This window comes from Bacteroides faecium, from assembly GCF_012113595.1.
Classification (GTDB): Bacteria; Bacteroidota; Bacteroidia; order Bacteroidales; family Bacteroidaceae; genus Bacteroides; species Bacteroides faecium.
In genome coordinates this window covers 4,550,893-4,569,388 of the sequence record NZ_CP050831.1, presented here as the reverse complement: position 1 = coordinate 4,569,388, position 18,496 = coordinate 4,550,893, and the positions used below count along the sequence as shown (strand labels likewise).

Here is an 18,496-nt window from a genome sequence, read left to right as displayed (position 1 = left end):
AGGCGTGGGCGCAACAACGATGAGCCTACGTCCGGGAACAGATGAAAGCCGGTGTCAATGCCCCCATATTTTCCGCACCTCATCCCACACAGCCGAGCCGTCCGGTCGCGGCGGGGCGTCATTCGGGATGAGATGTCCCAGATAAGTCCGCTGTCCGTCCACCATGCTCTCAAAACGGTTCACGTTCTTGCTCTCCTGCTGTTTGAGTTTCTGCAACAGCGCTTCACGCAACTTGCCGCAGGTGACGGAACCGGCTGCGATATAATTGGAGAAATAACGCTTCACGTCATCGTAGAACAGCAGTTCGTTTTCTTTCCCGTAGAGCCGGATATGGGCTTTGAACAGTTTGATAACCTCTTTCTGATGGTCAAGAAAAAGCCATCCCAAGCCGGAACGTTGCCCTGCCAGTTCCATATACAGTTGTGAACCGGCAAGCCTGTCCACCGATATTTCCCACGGTACAACAGGCTGCAATGGGCGTTGCCCTTCTTCATCCACCGAACGGATGCGCATCCTGTGCGTAGCAGGAACAGATGTGGAAACAGGAACGGCAACAGTCTCCGCCACCGGCATCGTCGCGGTATTACTGTTGTTGTTTACAACAGTAGTAATACCTCTCTTCTCCTCTTCTCTCCTCTCTTGGGTTTCGTTGGGTTTTTGCCCCTTGCTGGCGGGCGTTTCAGAAGATTTCACAGGCTTCTTCGGACGCCCCCCTTTTTTACCATTTTCGGTATCCATGCGCCGCTTCTCTTCGAGCCGTTTCATCACCCTGTCCAGATACGGAGCCCGAAAAGTTTGCCGCTCCTCGTTTAACTCAAAAAGATGGTAGTCGCGGAGCACGTGCTCCATCATCGCCAAGTCCAGTTCATAACGCCGGGCAAAGGCTTTCAGCAGAAGCGGCGTGCAGGAAGCCTCGTAATTGTCCTTCGTGCGCAGATGAAGCAGCAACATTACGTAGATTCCGATAGCTTGCGCGGCATCCAGTTCCGCCATCATGCCGGCGATATTGTCGTCGTTCAATAAATTTACTTCCAAGTTAAAATACTGGTCTTTTTTCATTATTTCTTCCAAATTTTAAAATTATTCGACAAAATCCCACCCTTTCCGATGAGGTAACTTAGTGAGTACAAAGGTCGATTAAATGTGTAACATACGCCTATTCAAAAAAGAATAGGGAAATCTATAAATTTTTAAAGAACTTTGCGCCAGAATATTAACAATAAAAAAAAATGGCAAATTCAAAAAAAGTTCTCAATGAAGACGAAGTAGTACGTCAGACGCTACTAAGATATATCCACCTTTCTTTCGGGCGTCTCCTTCACTACGTGCGCACCATCTCTCCCCTGTCACACGAGAAAGTGCAAGAGCGGACAACGATCAACTCCGGTGAAGCATGGCGGATGGAAAATCCCCGGAATTACAACATAATCTCCTATGCACAGGCGTTCAACGCGCATCTCAAGGAAATAAAATGCAACTTCTACCCCCTGATTCTATGCAGCCAGATTATCCGGGCACTGCAAACCGGCAAATGCCTTGCCATAACAACCGTAGACTACAGCGAAATTGAAAACTATGACAAGCATCAGATTATTCTTCTGCAGCAAGTAGACGAGAAAGAACTGAAAAGACGGGAGACACAAAAAAAACAAAAACAAAAGAACAGCCCGAAACCTGAACAGGATAATGATAAAAAGGAACAGAATAAAAAGAAAGATGGACTGAACAAAAAGAAAAATGAAACGAAGAAAGCGTCTGCCGACAAAAAGAAGCCGGAAAAAAAGTAGAGTTTCCAGAAGTTTTATTACCTTTGTGGCATAGCCAGGGGCTGAAAAATGACTAAAGTAAAAACATGAACAACAGTGAAGATATTAGCGGTCAACCGATAAAAGCACTTATTGTATTTAGGGAAAATGGAGATACGGACAATCTGTTCGTCCCGATTCTGTGCGACGCCATCAAAATGGCCGGTATCGACGTGCGATGTTCCACCAGTGAATTTTGGAACTCAGATACAAATTATGACATTATCCACTTTCAATGGCCGGAAGAAGTGGTAGGCTGGACGTGCGATGACCCCGGTGTCGTCCGGCGACTGGAAGAACGAATCCGTTTCTTTCGCTCACGAGGGACGCGCTTCGTCTACACACGCCACAACGTACGCCCGCACTACGCCAATGAAGTAATCAGCCGGGCGTATGACATCATCGAGTCCGAAAGCGACGTCGTGGTGCACATGGGACAGTTCAGCCGCAAGGAGTTCATTGCCAGGTATCCCGACAGCCGCAATGTCGTGATTCCGCACCACATCTACCAATATACGTATAAGGAAGATATCAGCGTGGAACGTGCCCGGCAGTATCTCAACTTGTCGCAGGACGCGTTCATCGTCACCGCTTTCGGCAAGTTCCGCAACCGGGAAGAAATAGACATGGTGCTCGGCGCGTTCCGGGCATGGAACGAGCCACGCAAGATGCTCCTCGCCCCACGTCTCTATCCTTTCTCGAAGCGCAACAAGTATGGCGGCAACCTCTTCAAGCGATGGACTTCGCGCATCGGGTATTACCTGCTCATACCCCTGTTCAACCGCTGGATGAAGCTGAAAGCCGGAGCCAACGACGAACTGATAGACAACTGCGACCTGCCTTATTATATGGCAGCCTCGGACGTGATACTTATCCAGCGAAAAGATATACTCAACTCCGGCAACGTCCCCCTCGCCTTCCTCTACCGCAAAGTAGTGGTGGGGCCCAACGTGGGGAATATCGGCGAACTGCTGACCGAAACCGGCAACTCCACCTTTGATCCCGACAGAAAGGAAAGCATCATCATGGCGCTCGAATCAGCCCGCCGTCTCGCCCTGTGGGGGCAAGGGGAAATGAACTATACCTATGCCATGGAGAACATGAACATCCGGAAGGTAGGAAAAGAGTATGCACAAACTTATAAACAAGTAATAAATGGCTAACAATATCAAACGCCAGCTATTTTCAGGAGTATTCTACACGGCACTTGCCAAATACAGCGGTGTCATCATCTCTCTCGTCATAGCAGGTGTACTGGCACGTCTCCTCTCGCCCGACGACTTCGGCATAGTGGCCATCGCCACCGTCATCATCGCTTTCTTTAATCTTTTCACGGACATGGGGGTATCTCCCGCCATCATCCAGCACAAGTCGCTGACGGGGGACGACCTGGCGGACATTTTCTCGTTCACCGTGTGGACGGGTATCGGCATCAGCGTACTCTTCTTTGGCGCTTCGTGGCTCATCGCCGACTATTACGAAAGCGACATCCTGCGGACGCTCTGCCAACTGCTGTCTGTCAACCTTTTTTTCGCATCCGCCACCATCGTTCCGGGAGCATTGTTCTATCGCAACAAAGAATTCAAGTTTATCGCCCTGCGCAGCTTTATCATACAGATTTCGGCAGGAGCCGCCGCCGTGACCGCCGCCCTCTGCGGAGCAGGATTGTATGCATTGATTATCAACCCGATTGTATCGAGCATACTGATATTCATCATTTCCTACCATCGCTATCCGCAACGGCTGCGCTTCACATTGGGACTGGGCGTGCTCCGGAAAATATTTTCTTACTCCGCCTACCAATTCCTGTTCAACGTCATCAATTACTTCAGCCGCAATCTTGATAAATTGCTGATTGGTAAATATATGGGTATGTCTCCCCTGGGATATTACGAAAAATCTTACCGGCTGATGATGCTGCCCTTACAGAACATCACGCAAGTGATCACGCCCGTGATGCACCCCATTTTCAGCGATTTCCAGAACGACAAGGCGAAGTTGGCGACGTCCTACGAACGGATTCTCCGTTTCCTGTCTTTCATCGGGCTGCCTCTCAGCGTGTTGTTGTTTTTTACGGCACAGGAAGTGACACTGATTATTTTCGGCGACCAATGGTTGCCATCCGTACCCGTTTTCCGGATACTGGCTCTCTCAGTGGGGGTTCAGATTATTCTTTCTTCTTCCGGTTCCATCTTTCAGGCGGCAGGAGACACACGGAGTTTATTCGTATGCGGCGTGTTCTCGTCCGTGCTCAACGTGGCGGGTATGCTGCTCGGTATTTTCTATTTCGGCACACTGACGGCGGTGGCAACTTGCATCGTCGCAACGTTTACCATCAACTTCGTGCAGTGCTACTGGCAGATGTACCGGGTGACTTTTCGGAGAAGCGCGTTGCCGTTCGTCCGTCAGCTTATTTCTCCGTTGGTGGTGAGCCTGCTGATGGCGGCAGCCCTCGTCCCCATGCAATATGCATTGGAAGGGATGAATATTTTTTTGACAATTATTGCCAAAGGTATCGTTAGTTTTATTATCTTTGGTGTTTATATACAAGCCACGCATGAGTACGACCTCATAGGAAAAGTACGGAGCGTGGTGAGTAAGAGAAAATAAAAGGACAGAATAAACAATAATATAGAGACTAATTTAGAAGAATGAAAGCCTTGTTCCTTATATTCCACGGTTTCGACAAAGCCAATGGAATCAGTAAGAAAATTCATTACCAGGTGAAAGCCCTCAAAGAGTGTGGTGTGGACGTTCGCCTGTGTTATTACGATATAACTTCTAATGGAGATCGCCGCTGGATGGTAGACGATGAAGTAATTGCCGACTTCGGGACAGGGACTACGGCCAAGCTCTGGAAAAGAGTTTATTACTCTCCTATCATTGAATATGCCCGCCGCGAAAATATTGGTTTGGTTTATATCCGCTCGCATCACAACGCGAATCCTTTCACGCTGAAGCTGGTGAAACGACTGAAGCGCACGGGTGCCAGAGTGGTGATGGAAATCCCTACTTATCCCTACGATCAGGAGTATGTCTCTTCATCCATGAAACTGCATCTTATCATCGACCAGTGTTTCCGCCGCCAACTGTCAAAGCATTTGGACGGAATTGTCACTTTCTCCAACGCGGAAACTATATTCGGGGGCAAGACGATACGTATCTCCAACGGGATTGATTTCGACGCTATCCCCATGAGACGGCACAGCGAGAACGACACTACGAAGGAGTTGCATCTTATCGCCGTGGCGGAAGTGCATTACTGGCACGGATTGGACCGGATGGTGAAGGGGCTAGCCGATTATTACCGCACGAATCCTGAATATAAGGTTTATTTTCATATCATAGGCCCGTTGTCCGGCGAACGTGAACGGGAAGAAATTCTGCCTGTCATCCGTGACAATCATCTGGAGCCTTATGTCATCCTGCACGGGCCGCTGCACGGCGATGAGCTGGATGCCCAGTTTGAACGTGCGGACTTTGCCATCGGCAGTCTGGGACGTCACCGAAGTGGCATTACTTATATCAAGACGCTGAAAAACCGTGAGTATGCCGCACGGGGATTCGCTTTCGCATATTCGGAGACGGACGAGGATTTCGATTCCATGCCTTATGTATGGAAAGTGCCCGCGGACGAATCGCCGATAGATATTCCGAAGTTGATGGAGTTTCAGCAATCACTGAAAATCACGCCGGCTGAGATCCGCGAATCGGTACGCCCGTTGTCCTGGAAAGCGCAGATGCAGAAGGTGGTAGGGGAAATTGAAAAGATTAATAACGCAACCTGATAATCTAGAGATATTATGATACCAAAAATTATACATTTATGCTGGTTGAGCGGCGATCCTTATCCGCAGAAGATTCAACGATGCCTGGACAGTTGGAAAGTACATCTCCCCGACTACGAGGTGATGTTGTGGGATTGCAACCGGTTCGACCTGAAAAGCAGCCCGTGGGTGGAACAGGCTTTCGCTGCCAGGAAATATGCTTTTGCGGCTGATTATATACGCATGTTCGCTCTCTACAATTACGGGGGGATTTACCTGGATTCTGACGTGGAAATACTCAAGAGTTTTGATGAGTTTCTGGAGCTGCCCTACTTCGTAGGAGCGGAGAATGCGGGGACTATCGAAGCGGCAATTATCGGTGCCGAAAAGGGATGCGACTGGATAAAGGCTTGTCTGGATTATTATCAGGACAGGGAGTTTGTGAAGGAAGACGGCCAGATGGATATTCGTATGCTGCCTGAAATTATGAATGAGACGATACAGAAACTGAAGCCTATATATGTCTTGCCTTCGGGAAGCAGTATCGCCGAACTGAAAAAGAAGGAACAGGATATGCAGGAAAGGGTTTGTGTGCTCCCATGTGAATATTTCTCGCCCAAGGTGTTTGATTCGCGGCAGGTGATTCTGACGCCTCACACGTATGCGATTCATCATTATCAGAATTCATGGTTTTCGCACAAGGCGTTTGTTTATTACCGCACGAGGACATTGCTTATCAGGGTATTCGGTTATCGGTTTGTGAGGAATATAGAGAGATTTTTACGGAAGAAATAATTGTATAATCATAGAAGAAAGGATTCGGTTATGAGCCAATGGTACAGTAAATATCTGCAAGTATACGAGAAGCCTTTTTCAGAGGCGCCGCCAAGTGTCGTCGAAGAGGTGCGGCAGAATATTGCAGGACTGCAAAGTGAGCATCCGGTTGTCACGGTGTCGTTGATCGGATACAATGAGGAGAAGCATCTGTTGGCGTGTCTATGGTCATTGAGCGAGATGAAGTGCAAGTATCCCGTGGAGATTATCGGTGTGGATAATGAATCGAAAGACCGGACAGCGGAGATTTTTCAGGCTTGCGGCGTACCTTATTATACGGAGACGCAGCACAGTTGCGGTTTCGCCCGTCTTTGCGGTTTGACTCATGCACGGGGGAAGTATCACATTAATATTGATTCGGACACGATGTATCCGCCCAAGTATGTGGAAATGATGGTGGATGCGCTGGAACGTCCGGGCGTGGTGGGCGTGAGTTCGCTATGGAGTTATATTCCTGACGAAGCACATTCGAAGTTCGGATTGATGGTTTATGAAGCTGCGCGTGATTTGCATCTGTGGTTGCAGTCGTTCAAGCGTCCGGAGTTGAGTGTGCGCGGACTTGTATTTGCTTATCGCACGGAATATGCACGGACAACGGGGATACGCACGGACATCATCCGTGGCGAGGATGGGTATCTGGCTCTGCAACTCAAGCAGTTTGGCAAGATTGCGTTCGTGCGCAGCCGGAAGGCTCGTGCCGTGACGGGGTATGGTACAGTGGGTGCCGACGGTAGTTTGTTCAATAGTTTCAAGGTACGTGTCGTAAAGGGATTGAAAGGTATCGGAGGAATATTTACTAAAAAGAAAGAGTATATAGATGAAGATAGCAACTTGATAAAGAAGAAATAAGTCATTCACAATAAAACAAATGCAGCTATGATTAACCGTAATCCCTATGACAGAGATGATTTGAAAATCAGCAAAAAAGACAGGGTACTTGAAGTGGGTCCGGGGCACAACCCTACTTTCCGGGCAGATGTCATCGTAGAACGATTCCTGGAATCGAACTATCATCGTTGCGGAACTGTAAAGGTTTACCCGCATCAGGAGATTATTAACGCGAACGGAGAAGCGTTGCCGTTCAAGGACAAGGAGTTTGATTATGTGATCTGTAACCAGGTGCTTGAACATGTGGAAAATCCTGCGGATTTTATCCGCGAACAGTGCAGGGTAGCCAAAAGGGGGTATATGGAAACTCCCAGCCTGCTGGGCGAATTTCTTTTTCCGAAGAAATCACACAAGTGGATTATTCTCTATCTGGACAATAAGTTGATTCTCTTTGAGAAGTCCAGGATGCCGGGCAATTACGAGAATAACTATGGCGAGCTGTTTCTCAACTATCTGCCTTATCAGTCGCTGACTTACAAACTGCTGTGGCTCACGGAAGGGGATTTGATGCTGAACCGGTGTGAATGGAAGGATGATATTGACTTTGTAGTCAACCCGACTGACGAGAGGTATACTGATTTCTTCACCAAACCGTGGAGCAGGAAAATGGTGGAACAGTTGTATCCGCGAAGAAGTGCATCCAAAGAGTTCAAGAAGGTGGCTGCTGCGTTTTATTATATGATTAAAAATAAAATAAAGAATAAGACTCATAAGCATTCGCCCATTAGTTTGGAAGAGTATATGAGACTAAAAGGTAAACAAATAGTGATAGTATGAGATTTCGGACTATTCCATATTTCTACTTTAAAGCCATGTCCCGAAAAGGAAAAGTGGTGGTATATCTGGCGTTATTCTGCCTGATTAACACCTCGTGTATCAAAAAGCTCAACCTGTACCAAGGTGATAAGGATGATGATAATGGTAATAGCAAGGTGAAAGAAAAAACAGTTGTCTGCGAAACGGACTTTTTCTATCCGTTCGACAAAGAGGTGAAGTCTGTTGAAGCGAAAATAACAATTCGTACCCGTACGCCGCTCCCGCAGGATATTTACTCATTGCGCCCCGAATTTCCACCATTAAAGTATAACAAATCCTGGCTGTTCATGCTGACACAGGATGACTGCAAGCAGGTGGCTTTTTGTTGTACGTGGGCGGCTATCAACGGCCGTCCCTTGTCAAGCCAGTATTTTTATGATTTGGCTCATGTGCAGGCGGATGATTTTCCACCCGACGCCTATTATTTGGGCAAGACTCTGGGATGTACGGACGGAGCAGGAAACGAGATTCGTTTCTCTTTTACGACTACTCTCTCGCCCGAATGGGGATATATGAACGAGGCGACGAAGGTGGGCAAAGGTTACACGGAAAACTATCACCGGTTTTTCATGAAATCCGGCCTGTTCTGGGGAAATGTGAAAGAGATGCTCAATTATGGTGTCGGGATTGCTTTTCACGACCTCAAGGTGGATGATCCCAACAGCGAGGAAGATGTCCTGGCACATCTCGGCATGGCTGACAATATCATCGTCGATAAATTGGGCAGAAGTTGCAAGATGCTGGCAAGACCCGATGGAAACAATACTTATATAAGAGCCGGAGAAAGATATCCGGCGGTGCAGACGATGACTACGGAATCAGGTGGAACGAAGTTGTATCCCTGCCAGAGCATGGATTTATACAAGGTCCCTGTAGAACGGTCTTTTTATGATCCATCGCCCAGCGAACCTGATCCGAGAAGCAATCAGGACAGGATAAAGGATGCGATTCAAGAGGAACTGGCAAAGCCGGAAGAAGAGCGGGCAGCCATCAATGTGGGTGTGCACGGCACAGACTGGGGATGGGTGGAACTTTTCCAGTGGCTCAACGATGAATATGGCAAGGACGGACAGGACAACGTGTGGATGCCCAGTCAGGAAGAGTATTATGAATATGATTACTACTACAAAAATGGAATGATAATGCCTCGGCGGATAGACGACCATACTCTTGAACTGACCGTGACTCTACCCGGCGGAACCGCTTTTTATTACCCGTCTACCACCATCAATTTATACAACTTAAAGATGGATGATATTGATTCTATCGAGACTGGCGACAATATATCCGGATTTTCTTATGCCTACTGCAAAGATAAAGAATGTGTCATGATGAATATCGACTGCCGGAAGTATCTGGCAGAACATGCTGAGAACTTCGTGAAACGGTATGAAGCCAATCCGAACGTGAAGGCTAATAAAGATGATGCGCTTTATTTTGTGGGTATACTGAAGGAATCGGATAAGAAGGATGAATTACTCAAAAGAATCAAATAAATATATAATATTAGATAGATAATACAGCTATGAACAATACTCTTACTCTCTGTCTCGAAATTATTTTTTGGTTTGCCCTGTTTATCGTGTTCTACACGTATCTGGGCTACGGAATCGTGCTTTATATCCTTGTCAAGCTGAAAGAACTTTTCGTGAAGCCGGTGAAGCGTTCACTGCCATCGGCAGACGAGGCACTGCCGGAAGTGACACTCTTCATCACTGCTTTCAATGAGGAAGATGTGGTGGATGAGAAGATGGAGAACAGTCTTGAGCTCGATTATCCTGCGGATAAGTTGCGTATTGTCTGGGTGACGGACGGCAGTGATGACGGGACGAACGACCGTTTGCAAACTCGTTGGCAGGGGAAGGCGACGGTATATTTTCAACCATTGCGGCAGGGTAAGACGGCGGCAATGACACGGGGAATGACGCTTATAGACACTCCGCTTGTAGTCTTCACGGACGCCAATACGATGGTAAACCGCGAAGCGATACGGGAGATTGTGCTTGCGTTTCAGGATCCGAAAGTGGGTTGTGTGGCTGGTGAAAAACGGATTGCCGTGCAGACGAAGGACGGGGCGGCTGCCGGTGGCGAAGGGATTTACTGGAAGTATGAGTCGACGTTGAAGGCGTTGGATGCACGGTTGTACTCGGCTGTAGGGGCTGCGGGAGAGCTGTTTGCCGTACGCCGGGAGTTGTTCGAGGCGATGGAGCCGGATACGTTGCTGGATGATTTTATTCTTTCGTTGAGGATTACGATGAAGGGATACACGATTGCTTATTGTACCAATGCGTATGCTGTCGAAAGCGGATCGGCCGATATGCGGGAAGAAGAGAAGAGGAAGGTACGCATTGCTGCGGGCGGTTTGCAGTCTATCTGGCGGTTGCGCCCGTTGCTGAATCCTTTCCGGTACGGGGTGTTGAGTTTTCAATATACGTCGCACCGGGTGTTGCGGTGGTCTGTCACGCCGTTTCTGTTGTTCGCTCTCTTACCGCTGAATGTAGCGATTTTATTGCTGGGGGGCTCGTCGGTGTTTTATGGGGTGTTGCTCGGGTTGCAGGTTCTCTTTTATGTTTTAGGGTATTGGGGGTATTATCTGTCTACCAGGCAGATAAAGAATAAGTTACTCTTCATCCCATATTATTTTCTTTTTATGAATGTCAATGTATTGAAAGGAATACGCTATCTGAAAAAGAAGAAAGGAAGCGGTGCCTGGGAAAAGGCGAAGCGGGCGGAGAAATAAAAACAAATCTCAGAATCTTTTGTTATCTTAATGGGACACGACAGTCTCAATCATCTAAAAAAAGAAAACAGACATGGACAGGACATTACATGATGCAAGTAACGCACAGAGAATACTGAAGCTGACGGCTGATACGATGCTGTTGATCGACCGGAACGGTGTCTGCGTAGACATCGCGCCGTATTGTGATGCTTGGTTTCTGCAAGAAGATATACTTTTAGGGAAGAATATATTCGAACTTCTGCCGGAATATACACGGGAGAGAGTGGTGCCCGTCTTTCAGACGGTGCTTGAAGAGCAAAGGAGTATCAGCAAGAATTTCAAGTTGGTACTGAAAGGTGAGACGTATTATTTCAAGTGTCTCATGCATCCTTATGACGACATGGTGCTCTGCCAGTATCGTGACATCACGCAAAGAAGCAATGTGAAACGCAAGCTGGAGCATACGAACCGAACGCTGCGGGAGATTCAGAAGGTGGCGCAAATCGGACAATGGACGTATAATACGAATGAGAATGTCTTTCATTATCTAGGTTACACGGGTGTGCTGGCGAAAGAGGAAGTTCAGCATATCTCGTTTGACAAATACAAGGAACTGATTGTCAAAGAGGATTGCCATACTTTCATGGAGTGGTGCGGCAGGAACCTGGAAGGATTCAACACGGAAAGTATTAACTATCGTGTCCGCCTGGACGGGAAGATTTTTTATATGACTATCCAGACATATCTGCGCGAACAACTGCCGGACGGCAGCCTGAATATCGAAGGGTATATCCAGAATATAACGGATACACAGCTTCGCAGAAACGACATCAACACGTTGACGCATGCCATCAACAACGCGAAAGAAAGTATCTTTGCCGCCAAACCGGACGGGACGGTTATCTTTGCCAACCGTCGTTTCCTGCAGAATCACGGGATAGCGGAAAACAGGGACATCAGTCGGCTGAAAATATATAATGTGGCGGCGGACTTGCCTACGCAAGAAGCATGGTACGCACGCTGCAAAGATGCTACGGATGGCGGAAACAATAAGTTCATTGCCCCGCACCCGTCGAAAATCAATAAGGATATATTGGCATACGAATGTACGATGTACAAGGTGACCAATGATGAGGGTGAGGATAGTTACTGGTCGTTCGCGCATGATATTTCCGAACGCATGAGGTATGAGGCGCAAATCAAGCGGTTGAACTTGATTATGGATACTACTATTAACAATCTTCCTGCGGGGATTGTGGTGAAGGAGATTAATAATGATTTCCGATATATTTACCGAAACCGCGAATCGTACAACCGGGATGTATTCAACGGTACTTCCATCGGTATGAATGACTTCGACTATTATCCGTTTATCGTGGCGGAGAAGAAGCGGCAGGAAGATCTTCAGGTCGCCAGCACCGGAAAGGGAATGCACTGGACGGCGGAAGGAAAGGACAGGAACGGGAATCTGATTATCCTCGACAAACGGAAGATACGGGTGGACGGCGACGAACTCTCCTCTCCTATCATCGTTAGTATCGAATGGGATGTCACGGAACTGGAGATGATAAAACGGGAGCTGATGTCGTCCAAAGAAAAGGCGGAGATGTCCGATAACCTCAAATCGGCTTTTCTCGCCAATATGAGCCATGAGATACGCACTCCGCTGAATGCGATTGTCGGTTTCTCACACCTTATCGCCGAAAGCGACGATGCAGAGGAGAGAAAGACGTATTACAATATTGTGAATGCCAATAACGAACGGCTTCTGACGCTGATTAACGAGATTCTCGATTTGTCGAAAATTGAATCGGGGACTATCGAGTTCTCTTTTGGGCCTACCAACCTGCATCACTTGTGCAAGGAAGTGTATGACGCGCATATATTCCGCACTCCGCAGGGGGTAAGTCTCGTTTATGAGCCTTCGGACGAGAGTATGATGATTGAAACGGATAAGAACCGGGTGTTCCAGGTGATTTCGAATCTGATTGGGAATGCGGTGAAGTTTACGAAGGAAGGTAGTATCAGTTATGGTTATGAGTTGGTGGATAATCAGATTGTTTTCCATGTAACGGATACCGGCACGGGCATTGAACCGGAAAAGGTGGGGCGTGTGTTCGAACGTTTCGCCAAGTTGAACCAGCATGCGCAGGGGACGGGACTGGGGTTGTCTATCTGTAAGTCAATCGTTGAACGGCTCGGCGGACAGATTTCGGTCAGTTCGGAGTTTGGAGTGGGGACAACGTTTAAGTTTACTTTGCCGTACAAGGGGACGGGTGCAGGGAAAGAGGAAGTGATTTTGGAAAGTGAAGGTGGCGCGGTAGCGTCAATGGATGGAGATTCAGCGTCAATGAATGGAGATTCGGCTTCTAGCGAAGCAACGCAAGATGGGGATAATGTCAAACCGGCTTGTATCCTGGTTGCCGAAGATACGGACAGTAACTTCGACTTGCTTGAAGCTATTCTCGGAAAGAAACATCGCCTTATACGTGCGCATGATGGAATGGAAGCGGTTATAATGTATGACGAGGTGAAGCCTGACCTTATTCTGATGGATATAAAAATGCCGAATCTGGATGGTCTGGAAGCTACGAAAATCATTCGCGAACTATCTGCAACTGTTCCTATTATCGCTCAAAGTGCTTTTGCTTACGAACAGGATCGGAAGGCGGCACAGGAAGCCGGATGCAATGATTTTATAGCTAAACCGATAGCGCAGGACAAGCTAAAGGCGATGATTAAGAAATGGCTGTCGACATCATAAGAGTGTAGTGTTTCTAATATGCCCCTCTAATATGCAGCCTGCGTGACAGACTGTACGACAGACAGATAAATAATATATTAATAACTAATTGCGGTATACTATTCAATAAACAACTTATAAGATTAGATGAGAGCCTTTTACAGACTATTTTACTACATATCTATCCTGCTGACCGGCGTCTTGGCAGGCGTAACAATAGCCGGTGCCTTTGCAGGCAACGCCACTCCGGACAGTTTCAAATTTATGCCTTTCATCGGTTTAGGTCTGCCTGTGCTTTTGTTGGCAAACCTGGCCATTGCCATTTATTGGACTGCCCGTTGGCGGTGCTGGGTTTTCATTCCTTTGATTGCTATATTTTGCAACTGGGGATATATCAGTAGTGTGCTCCAGTTTCCTCTTTTCAGCCCGGCTTCGAAGCCGATGGTCAAAATGGGGGCATATACTCCGGGAATACTGACCGTGGCGACCTATAATGTCGATGCCTTCAACCACGAGCATACGGGCTATTCATGCAAAGAAATCGCTGCTTACATGAAGAGCCAGCAAGCGGATATTCTTTGTTTTCAGGAGTTTGGCATTAATAGTGAATTTGGTATTGACAGTCTTTGCGTGGCTCTCTCCCACTGGTCTTACCATTACATACCTTCTTCTCCCGAAGGGGAGCAGTTGTTGCAACTGGCTGTATTCAGCCGCTATCCTATCAAAGAGGAGCATCTTATCATCTATCCTGACTCCAAGAATTGCAGTCTTTGGTGTGATATTGAGGTCAACGGGCGAATGATTCGCCTGTTCAATAATCATCTCCAGACTACAGAAGTGAGCCGTAACAAGCGCAAGCTGGAAAAGGAACTTCGTACGGATAATACGCAACGGGCAGAGCGTGCGGCTCTTACTCTAATGGACGGGCTGCATGAGAACTTTGAAAAACGCGCCGTCCAAGCTAATATTCTTAACCTGTTGATTTCAGAATCCCCCTATCCTACTCTGGTCTGCGGTGACTTTAACTCCCTGCCTTCGTCGTATGTGTATCACACGGTGAAAGGTGATAAGTTGCAGGATGGGTTCAAGACAAGCGGACACGGGTATATGTACACTTTCAAGTATTTCAAACATCTGCTGAGAATCGACTATATTCTCCATTCACCGGAATTGAAGAGTATAGATTATTTTTCACCGGAATTGAATTATAGCGACCATAATCCGGTGGTGATGAGGGTGAAGATGTAAAAATTCGGAATTAAACTCATAAATAACACAAAAAAGGCTGCCCTTGCATTTGAAGGCAGCCTTTTGTCTTTATACATATAAAGCCAGTCCTATTAATGGAAAATATAACGAAGGCTGAATTGAACAGAGTATGTTGACCTGAAATCTTTATACTTGGTATATGTCTCTGTCAACCTTTTACCACTACTCTTTTGGAATGTATATCCCTTACCTTCTCCGGTAGTACTATTTCCTTTATCATAAGCCAAAAGATTCGTATTATTTAATGTCTTATACAATCCCCAATCCGAATTTAATAAATTCAAGAAGTTCTTGATGTCTACACCAAATTGGAGAGTATGACGTTTGCCACCTACTTTCAGATAAAAATCTTGCATGAATTTCAAATCTAATTGATGATGCCAAGGCATTGTAACTCCGCCACGTTCCACATACTCTCCTTTGTGCTTTTTCAAATAGCTATCTTGATTGATGTATGCCCAGAAGTCATCTTTCTGCTGATCGGCTGTATAAATCTGACCGTCCAGTTTATAGTCATCATATGTTCTGTTTACACTATTGTATGTTTTTTCCGCAAATGTCCAATTGTTCAACTCTTCTCTTGATGCCGGGACATATAATAAGCTGTTTGCTCCACCATCACCGACTATATTGCCGGCAAATGTGTAAGAATAACGGGCATAGCCATAGCCACCTGCATATCCCATATTCATTCCTTCATAAATGAAGGATAAGGAAGAGGCGAATCTTTTAGCATATTCCAAACGATAACCGGCCGACGCAACAACACGATGAGGAGAAACGTAAGTACCATAACCTGTTTCATGCTCATTAATACCATTTATGGAATATGTATTTGTCTTATAAGCAGAGGTGACTTGATCACCAATACCGTCACTGTATGATTTCGCTTTAGAATGTGTATAAGCCGCAGATAAATATAAACCAAAATCAAATGATTTGGCCAATTGGGCTGTTATTGAGTAATAATAAGCTTTATGACCACCATTCTCTATAAAATAGACATTCTGCTTTCCATCTTTATTAGTCCAGGAAGGATCGGTGTACTTGGAATATGAATTACGCGTATCATTCGGATTAAATGTCTGGGTTACTTCAGAAGGTTTATATGCCTTATTGGAAATAACAGCAGGATTAATATCTTTATTAAATATACTTTCTATTGAAAAATCAATGTCACCGGGAAGTTTGGCGTCGAATGCTAAAGACGTTTTCCATGTAGAAGGCATCTTCAAATCTTTATCAATAATCGTAGGATCTTTCGGAGATGTGATGTCAGTAGTCCTGCCATTCGGATACAATTCATTTAAAACTCCCGACACAGAAGGCTGGAAATAGGGTTTCAAAGCAGCAGTAGCCGCATTTGTGTAATAATACTGATGCTGTCCTACATTTGAATTGCCAACAGCGGACACCAACCATACAAATGGCAAACGACCGACATAGATACCTGTACCACCACGAAGAACGTATTTACGCTCACCGGTAATATCCCAGTTGAATCCTACACGAGGAGATACAGAAATCTTGGCAGAAGGCAACTGATCTGTAGAATAACTGACTCCGCCGAAATCGCAACGCGCAAAATCTTCGTTATAATTATTCTTCAGTGAAGGATACTTAGGCATTTCAAGACGAATACCGGCTGTCAATTTGAAGTTCTCGCTAATATTCATCTGATCCTGCAAATATAATGAGTATTGCATCGTTTTCATTTCTGCCTTAAACTGACTGTAATCAGCGGCATTAGAGTGCGTTATCGCAAAAGCCTTAGGATAATTATTATTTTTGAAGCTATCCCACGATTCATATACATAGAATCCATTGCCGGCTTGCTGAAAACCATTTGTAGCTTTGTTGTATTCAAACTGGAAGCCTGCCAATAAATTATGGACACCTGCTGTATATGACAACTCGTCTGTCAGGACAAATGTCCTGGCCTGAGCTAAATTTCCCGGTGAAAACACATCAGGACCAATACGGGCATATACAGCGCCATCTTCCAGAATATCAATAGTCGGGAAATCGGCTGCGCCGTCATAGCTCCTTGGTTCATCCTGAAAAGAGTAAGTCACACGTGTTACATTATTCAATCTGCCGTCCATCCATTTAGAGTTCCACTCTGAAGCGTATGACGTGAAATTATATTCTTTGAAATATCGAGAGTTCTCAAAATACATAGCGGCATTATGATTCACATTACCGGAACCCTTTGAAGCTGCCGCGCCGCCATCATAAATATCTGTTGCATAGAAAGGGGAAACGGAAGAGGTAGGTCCGCTATTATCTTTAGAATGAGCGCGTGTGAAACGGAAATTCAATTTATTGTTATCGTTTATATTCCAGTCCAAGCGTGCCATCAGCTTATAAGCCGGAGTTTTGATGGAATATCCTTGATAACGTCCCGGATCATAGTCATACTTGTCAATAAAATAATTACGGATTTCATCCATTTTACCTACTGTGGGACGGTTTACATTGGCTGTATTAGCCCCCCAATCATCATTTTCGCTCAAACGCGCTCTACTTTTGGGACCTGCCGTCACATTATCTTCATATTCACCGTTCACAAAGAAAAATAGCTTATTCTTAATGATAGCACCACCAAAACTGGCACCATAAAGATATTTTTGTGATTTTTCGCGTATCAATTCCAAATCGCCTACCTTATTCCCATTCAGGTTCTCATTGTTCAAGTAGGTGTAGGCTGTCGCATAAAAATCGTTTGTACCGCTTTTAGTCACGGCATTAATTGCTCCACCGATAAAGCCGCTTTGACGTACATCAAACGGAGTTACAGAGACAGCGATTTGTTCCAAAGCATCTAAAGAAATAGGAGAACCACCGCCCGGCAAGTTTGAACCGATACCGAATGAATTGCTAAAAGCAGCACCATCGACTGTTACAGACGATTGGCGGTAGTTACCACCACCCACTGCAAAACCATTTCCTGTATTTGCGCCTTGCGGAGTCAAACGCATGATGTCATTCATACTACGCCCTACAGTTGGAATCATAGCCATCTGCTCTTCTCCAATATTAGTTATAGCACCTGCACGGTCACTCTTCATATTGCTGTTTTTAGAAGCCGTCACCACAATCTCGTCCAACAGTTCCGAACTTTCTTTCAAGGAAACATTCAAGACATAATTTTCCCCCAACGCAAGAGTGACACCCCTGTAAATGGCTGTTTGATAACCGACATAAGAGATTTCCACTTTGTATGGACCACCGGTACGCATACCTTGCAGGTTGAATTGTCCGCTTACATTTGTCACAGTACCATAACGAGTTCCTGACGGCTCATGGATGGCTACAACTGTCGCACCGATGATCGGTTCGTCTTGTGCGGTTACTTTACCGCTCATTGTAGCGGTAGTGACTTGGGCACTGATACCCACAGCTGCCAAAAGGGTAATAACCGTAAGAATAAATCTTAATCTTTTTAACATAAGTAGTTTTAATATTTGTCCTCTATTATATTATAACTCTCTAAATCAGCGGCAAATATAAGTAAAATAAGACAGATATATATTATAGTCGTATTACATTTTTTAAGGGTTGAATAAAAAAGGTTTAGAACAAGTCTAAACCTAAAAAAAGCATCGGAGAGGATAAAGACCTCTCCGATGCTATATAATCTACCGGCAGA

At 45.9% G+C, this 18,496-nt stretch carries 13 protein-coding genes; 11 read left to right on the top strand and 2 right to left on the bottom strand.

All coding sequences use genetic code 11. From position 1 onward, the window contains the following. Window positions 1-54 precede the first annotated feature (54 nt). The gene (locus tag BacF7301_RS16880; protein WP_167964613.1) at window positions 55-1,059 is read right to left on the bottom strand and encodes a DUF7833 domain-containing protein; all 1,005 of its coding nucleotides are present in this window, start codon (window positions 1,057-1,059) and stop codon (window positions 55-57) included. Window positions 1,060-1,229: 170 nt separating this feature from the next. Between BacF7301_RS16880 and BacF7301_RS16875 the strand changes: the two genes are divergently transcribed. From BacF7301_RS16875 to BacF7301_RS16825, 11 genes are all read left to right on the top strand, one after another. Next, on the top strand, window positions 1,230-1,787 hold the full coding sequence (locus BacF7301_RS16875; RefSeq protein ID WP_167964611.1) for a hypothetical protein: 558 nt from the start codon (window positions 1,230-1,232) through the stop codon (window positions 1,785-1,787). Window positions 1,788-1,852: 65 nt separating this feature from the next. Beyond that, the gene (locus tag BacF7301_RS16870; protein ID WP_167964609.1) at window positions 1,853-2,968 is read left to right on the top strand and encodes a glycosyltransferase family protein; all 1,116 of its coding nucleotides are present in this window, start codon (window positions 1,853-1,855) and stop codon (window positions 2,966-2,968) included. Then, window positions 2,961-4,415, top strand: a complete 1,455-nt coding sequence (locus tag BacF7301_RS16865; protein WP_167964607.1) for a lipopolysaccharide biosynthesis protein — start codon at window positions 2,961-2,963, stop codon at window positions 4,413-4,415. Before BacF7301_RS16870 ends, BacF7301_RS16865 begins: the two co-directional genes overlap by 8 nt. 41 nt (window positions 4,416-4,456) lie before the next feature. Further along, window positions 4,457-5,593: a glycosyltransferase family protein gene (locus BacF7301_RS16860; RefSeq protein ID WP_167964605.1), complete on the top strand. Its 1,137-nt coding sequence runs from the start codon at window positions 4,457-4,459 to the stop codon at window positions 5,591-5,593. A 15-nt stretch (window positions 5,594-5,608) separates the two neighbouring features. After that, on the top strand, window positions 5,609-6,367 hold the full coding sequence (locus tag BacF7301_RS16855) for a glycosyltransferase family 32 protein (protein WP_167964603.1): 759 nt from the start codon (window positions 5,609-5,611) through the stop codon (window positions 6,365-6,367). A 30-nt stretch (window positions 6,368-6,397) separates the two neighbouring features. Beyond that, a complete protein-coding gene (locus tag BacF7301_RS16850) occupies window positions 6,398-7,255 on the top strand; it encodes a glycosyltransferase family A protein (protein WP_167964601.1) in 858 nt (285 codons plus the stop codon). Between the two features lie 27 nt (window positions 7,256-7,282). After that, window positions 7,283-8,071, top strand: a complete 789-nt coding sequence (locus BacF7301_RS16845; RefSeq protein WP_167964599.1) for a class I SAM-dependent methyltransferase — start codon at window positions 7,283-7,285, stop codon at window positions 8,069-8,071. Further along, complete coding sequence (locus tag BacF7301_RS16840) at window positions 8,068-9,606, top strand: polysaccharide deacetylase family protein (protein WP_369805498.1); 1,539 nt, start codon at window positions 8,068-8,070, stop codon at window positions 9,604-9,606. Before BacF7301_RS16845 ends, BacF7301_RS16840 begins: the two co-directional genes overlap by 4 nt. A 29-nt stretch (window positions 9,607-9,635) precedes the next feature. After that, entirely contained in the window at window positions 9,636-10,850 is a 1,215-nt protein-coding gene (locus BacF7301_RS16835) for a glycosyltransferase family 2 protein (protein ID WP_167964597.1), read from the top strand. Between the two features lie 73 nt (window positions 10,851-10,923). Then, window positions 10,924-13,596 carry a hybrid sensor histidine kinase/response regulator gene (locus BacF7301_RS16830; RefSeq protein ID WP_167964595.1) on the top strand — a complete coding sequence of 891 codons (2,673 nt, stop codon included), beginning with the start codon at window positions 10,924-10,926 and terminating at the stop codon, window positions 13,594-13,596. 126 nt (window positions 13,597-13,722) lie between these two features. Continuing rightward, complete coding sequence (locus BacF7301_RS16825) at window positions 13,723-14,823, top strand: endonuclease/exonuclease/phosphatase family protein (RefSeq protein WP_167964593.1); 1,101 nt, start codon at window positions 13,723-13,725, stop codon at window positions 14,821-14,823. Between the two features lie 92 nt (window positions 14,824-14,915). On the opposite strand, the gene BacF7301_RS16820 is transcribed toward BacF7301_RS16825, so the two are convergent. Next, complete coding sequence (locus tag BacF7301_RS16820) at window positions 14,916-18,296, bottom strand: TonB-dependent receptor (protein ID WP_167964591.1); 3,381 nt, start codon at window positions 18,294-18,296, stop codon at window positions 14,916-14,918. Window positions 18,297-18,496 lie beyond the last annotated feature (200 nt).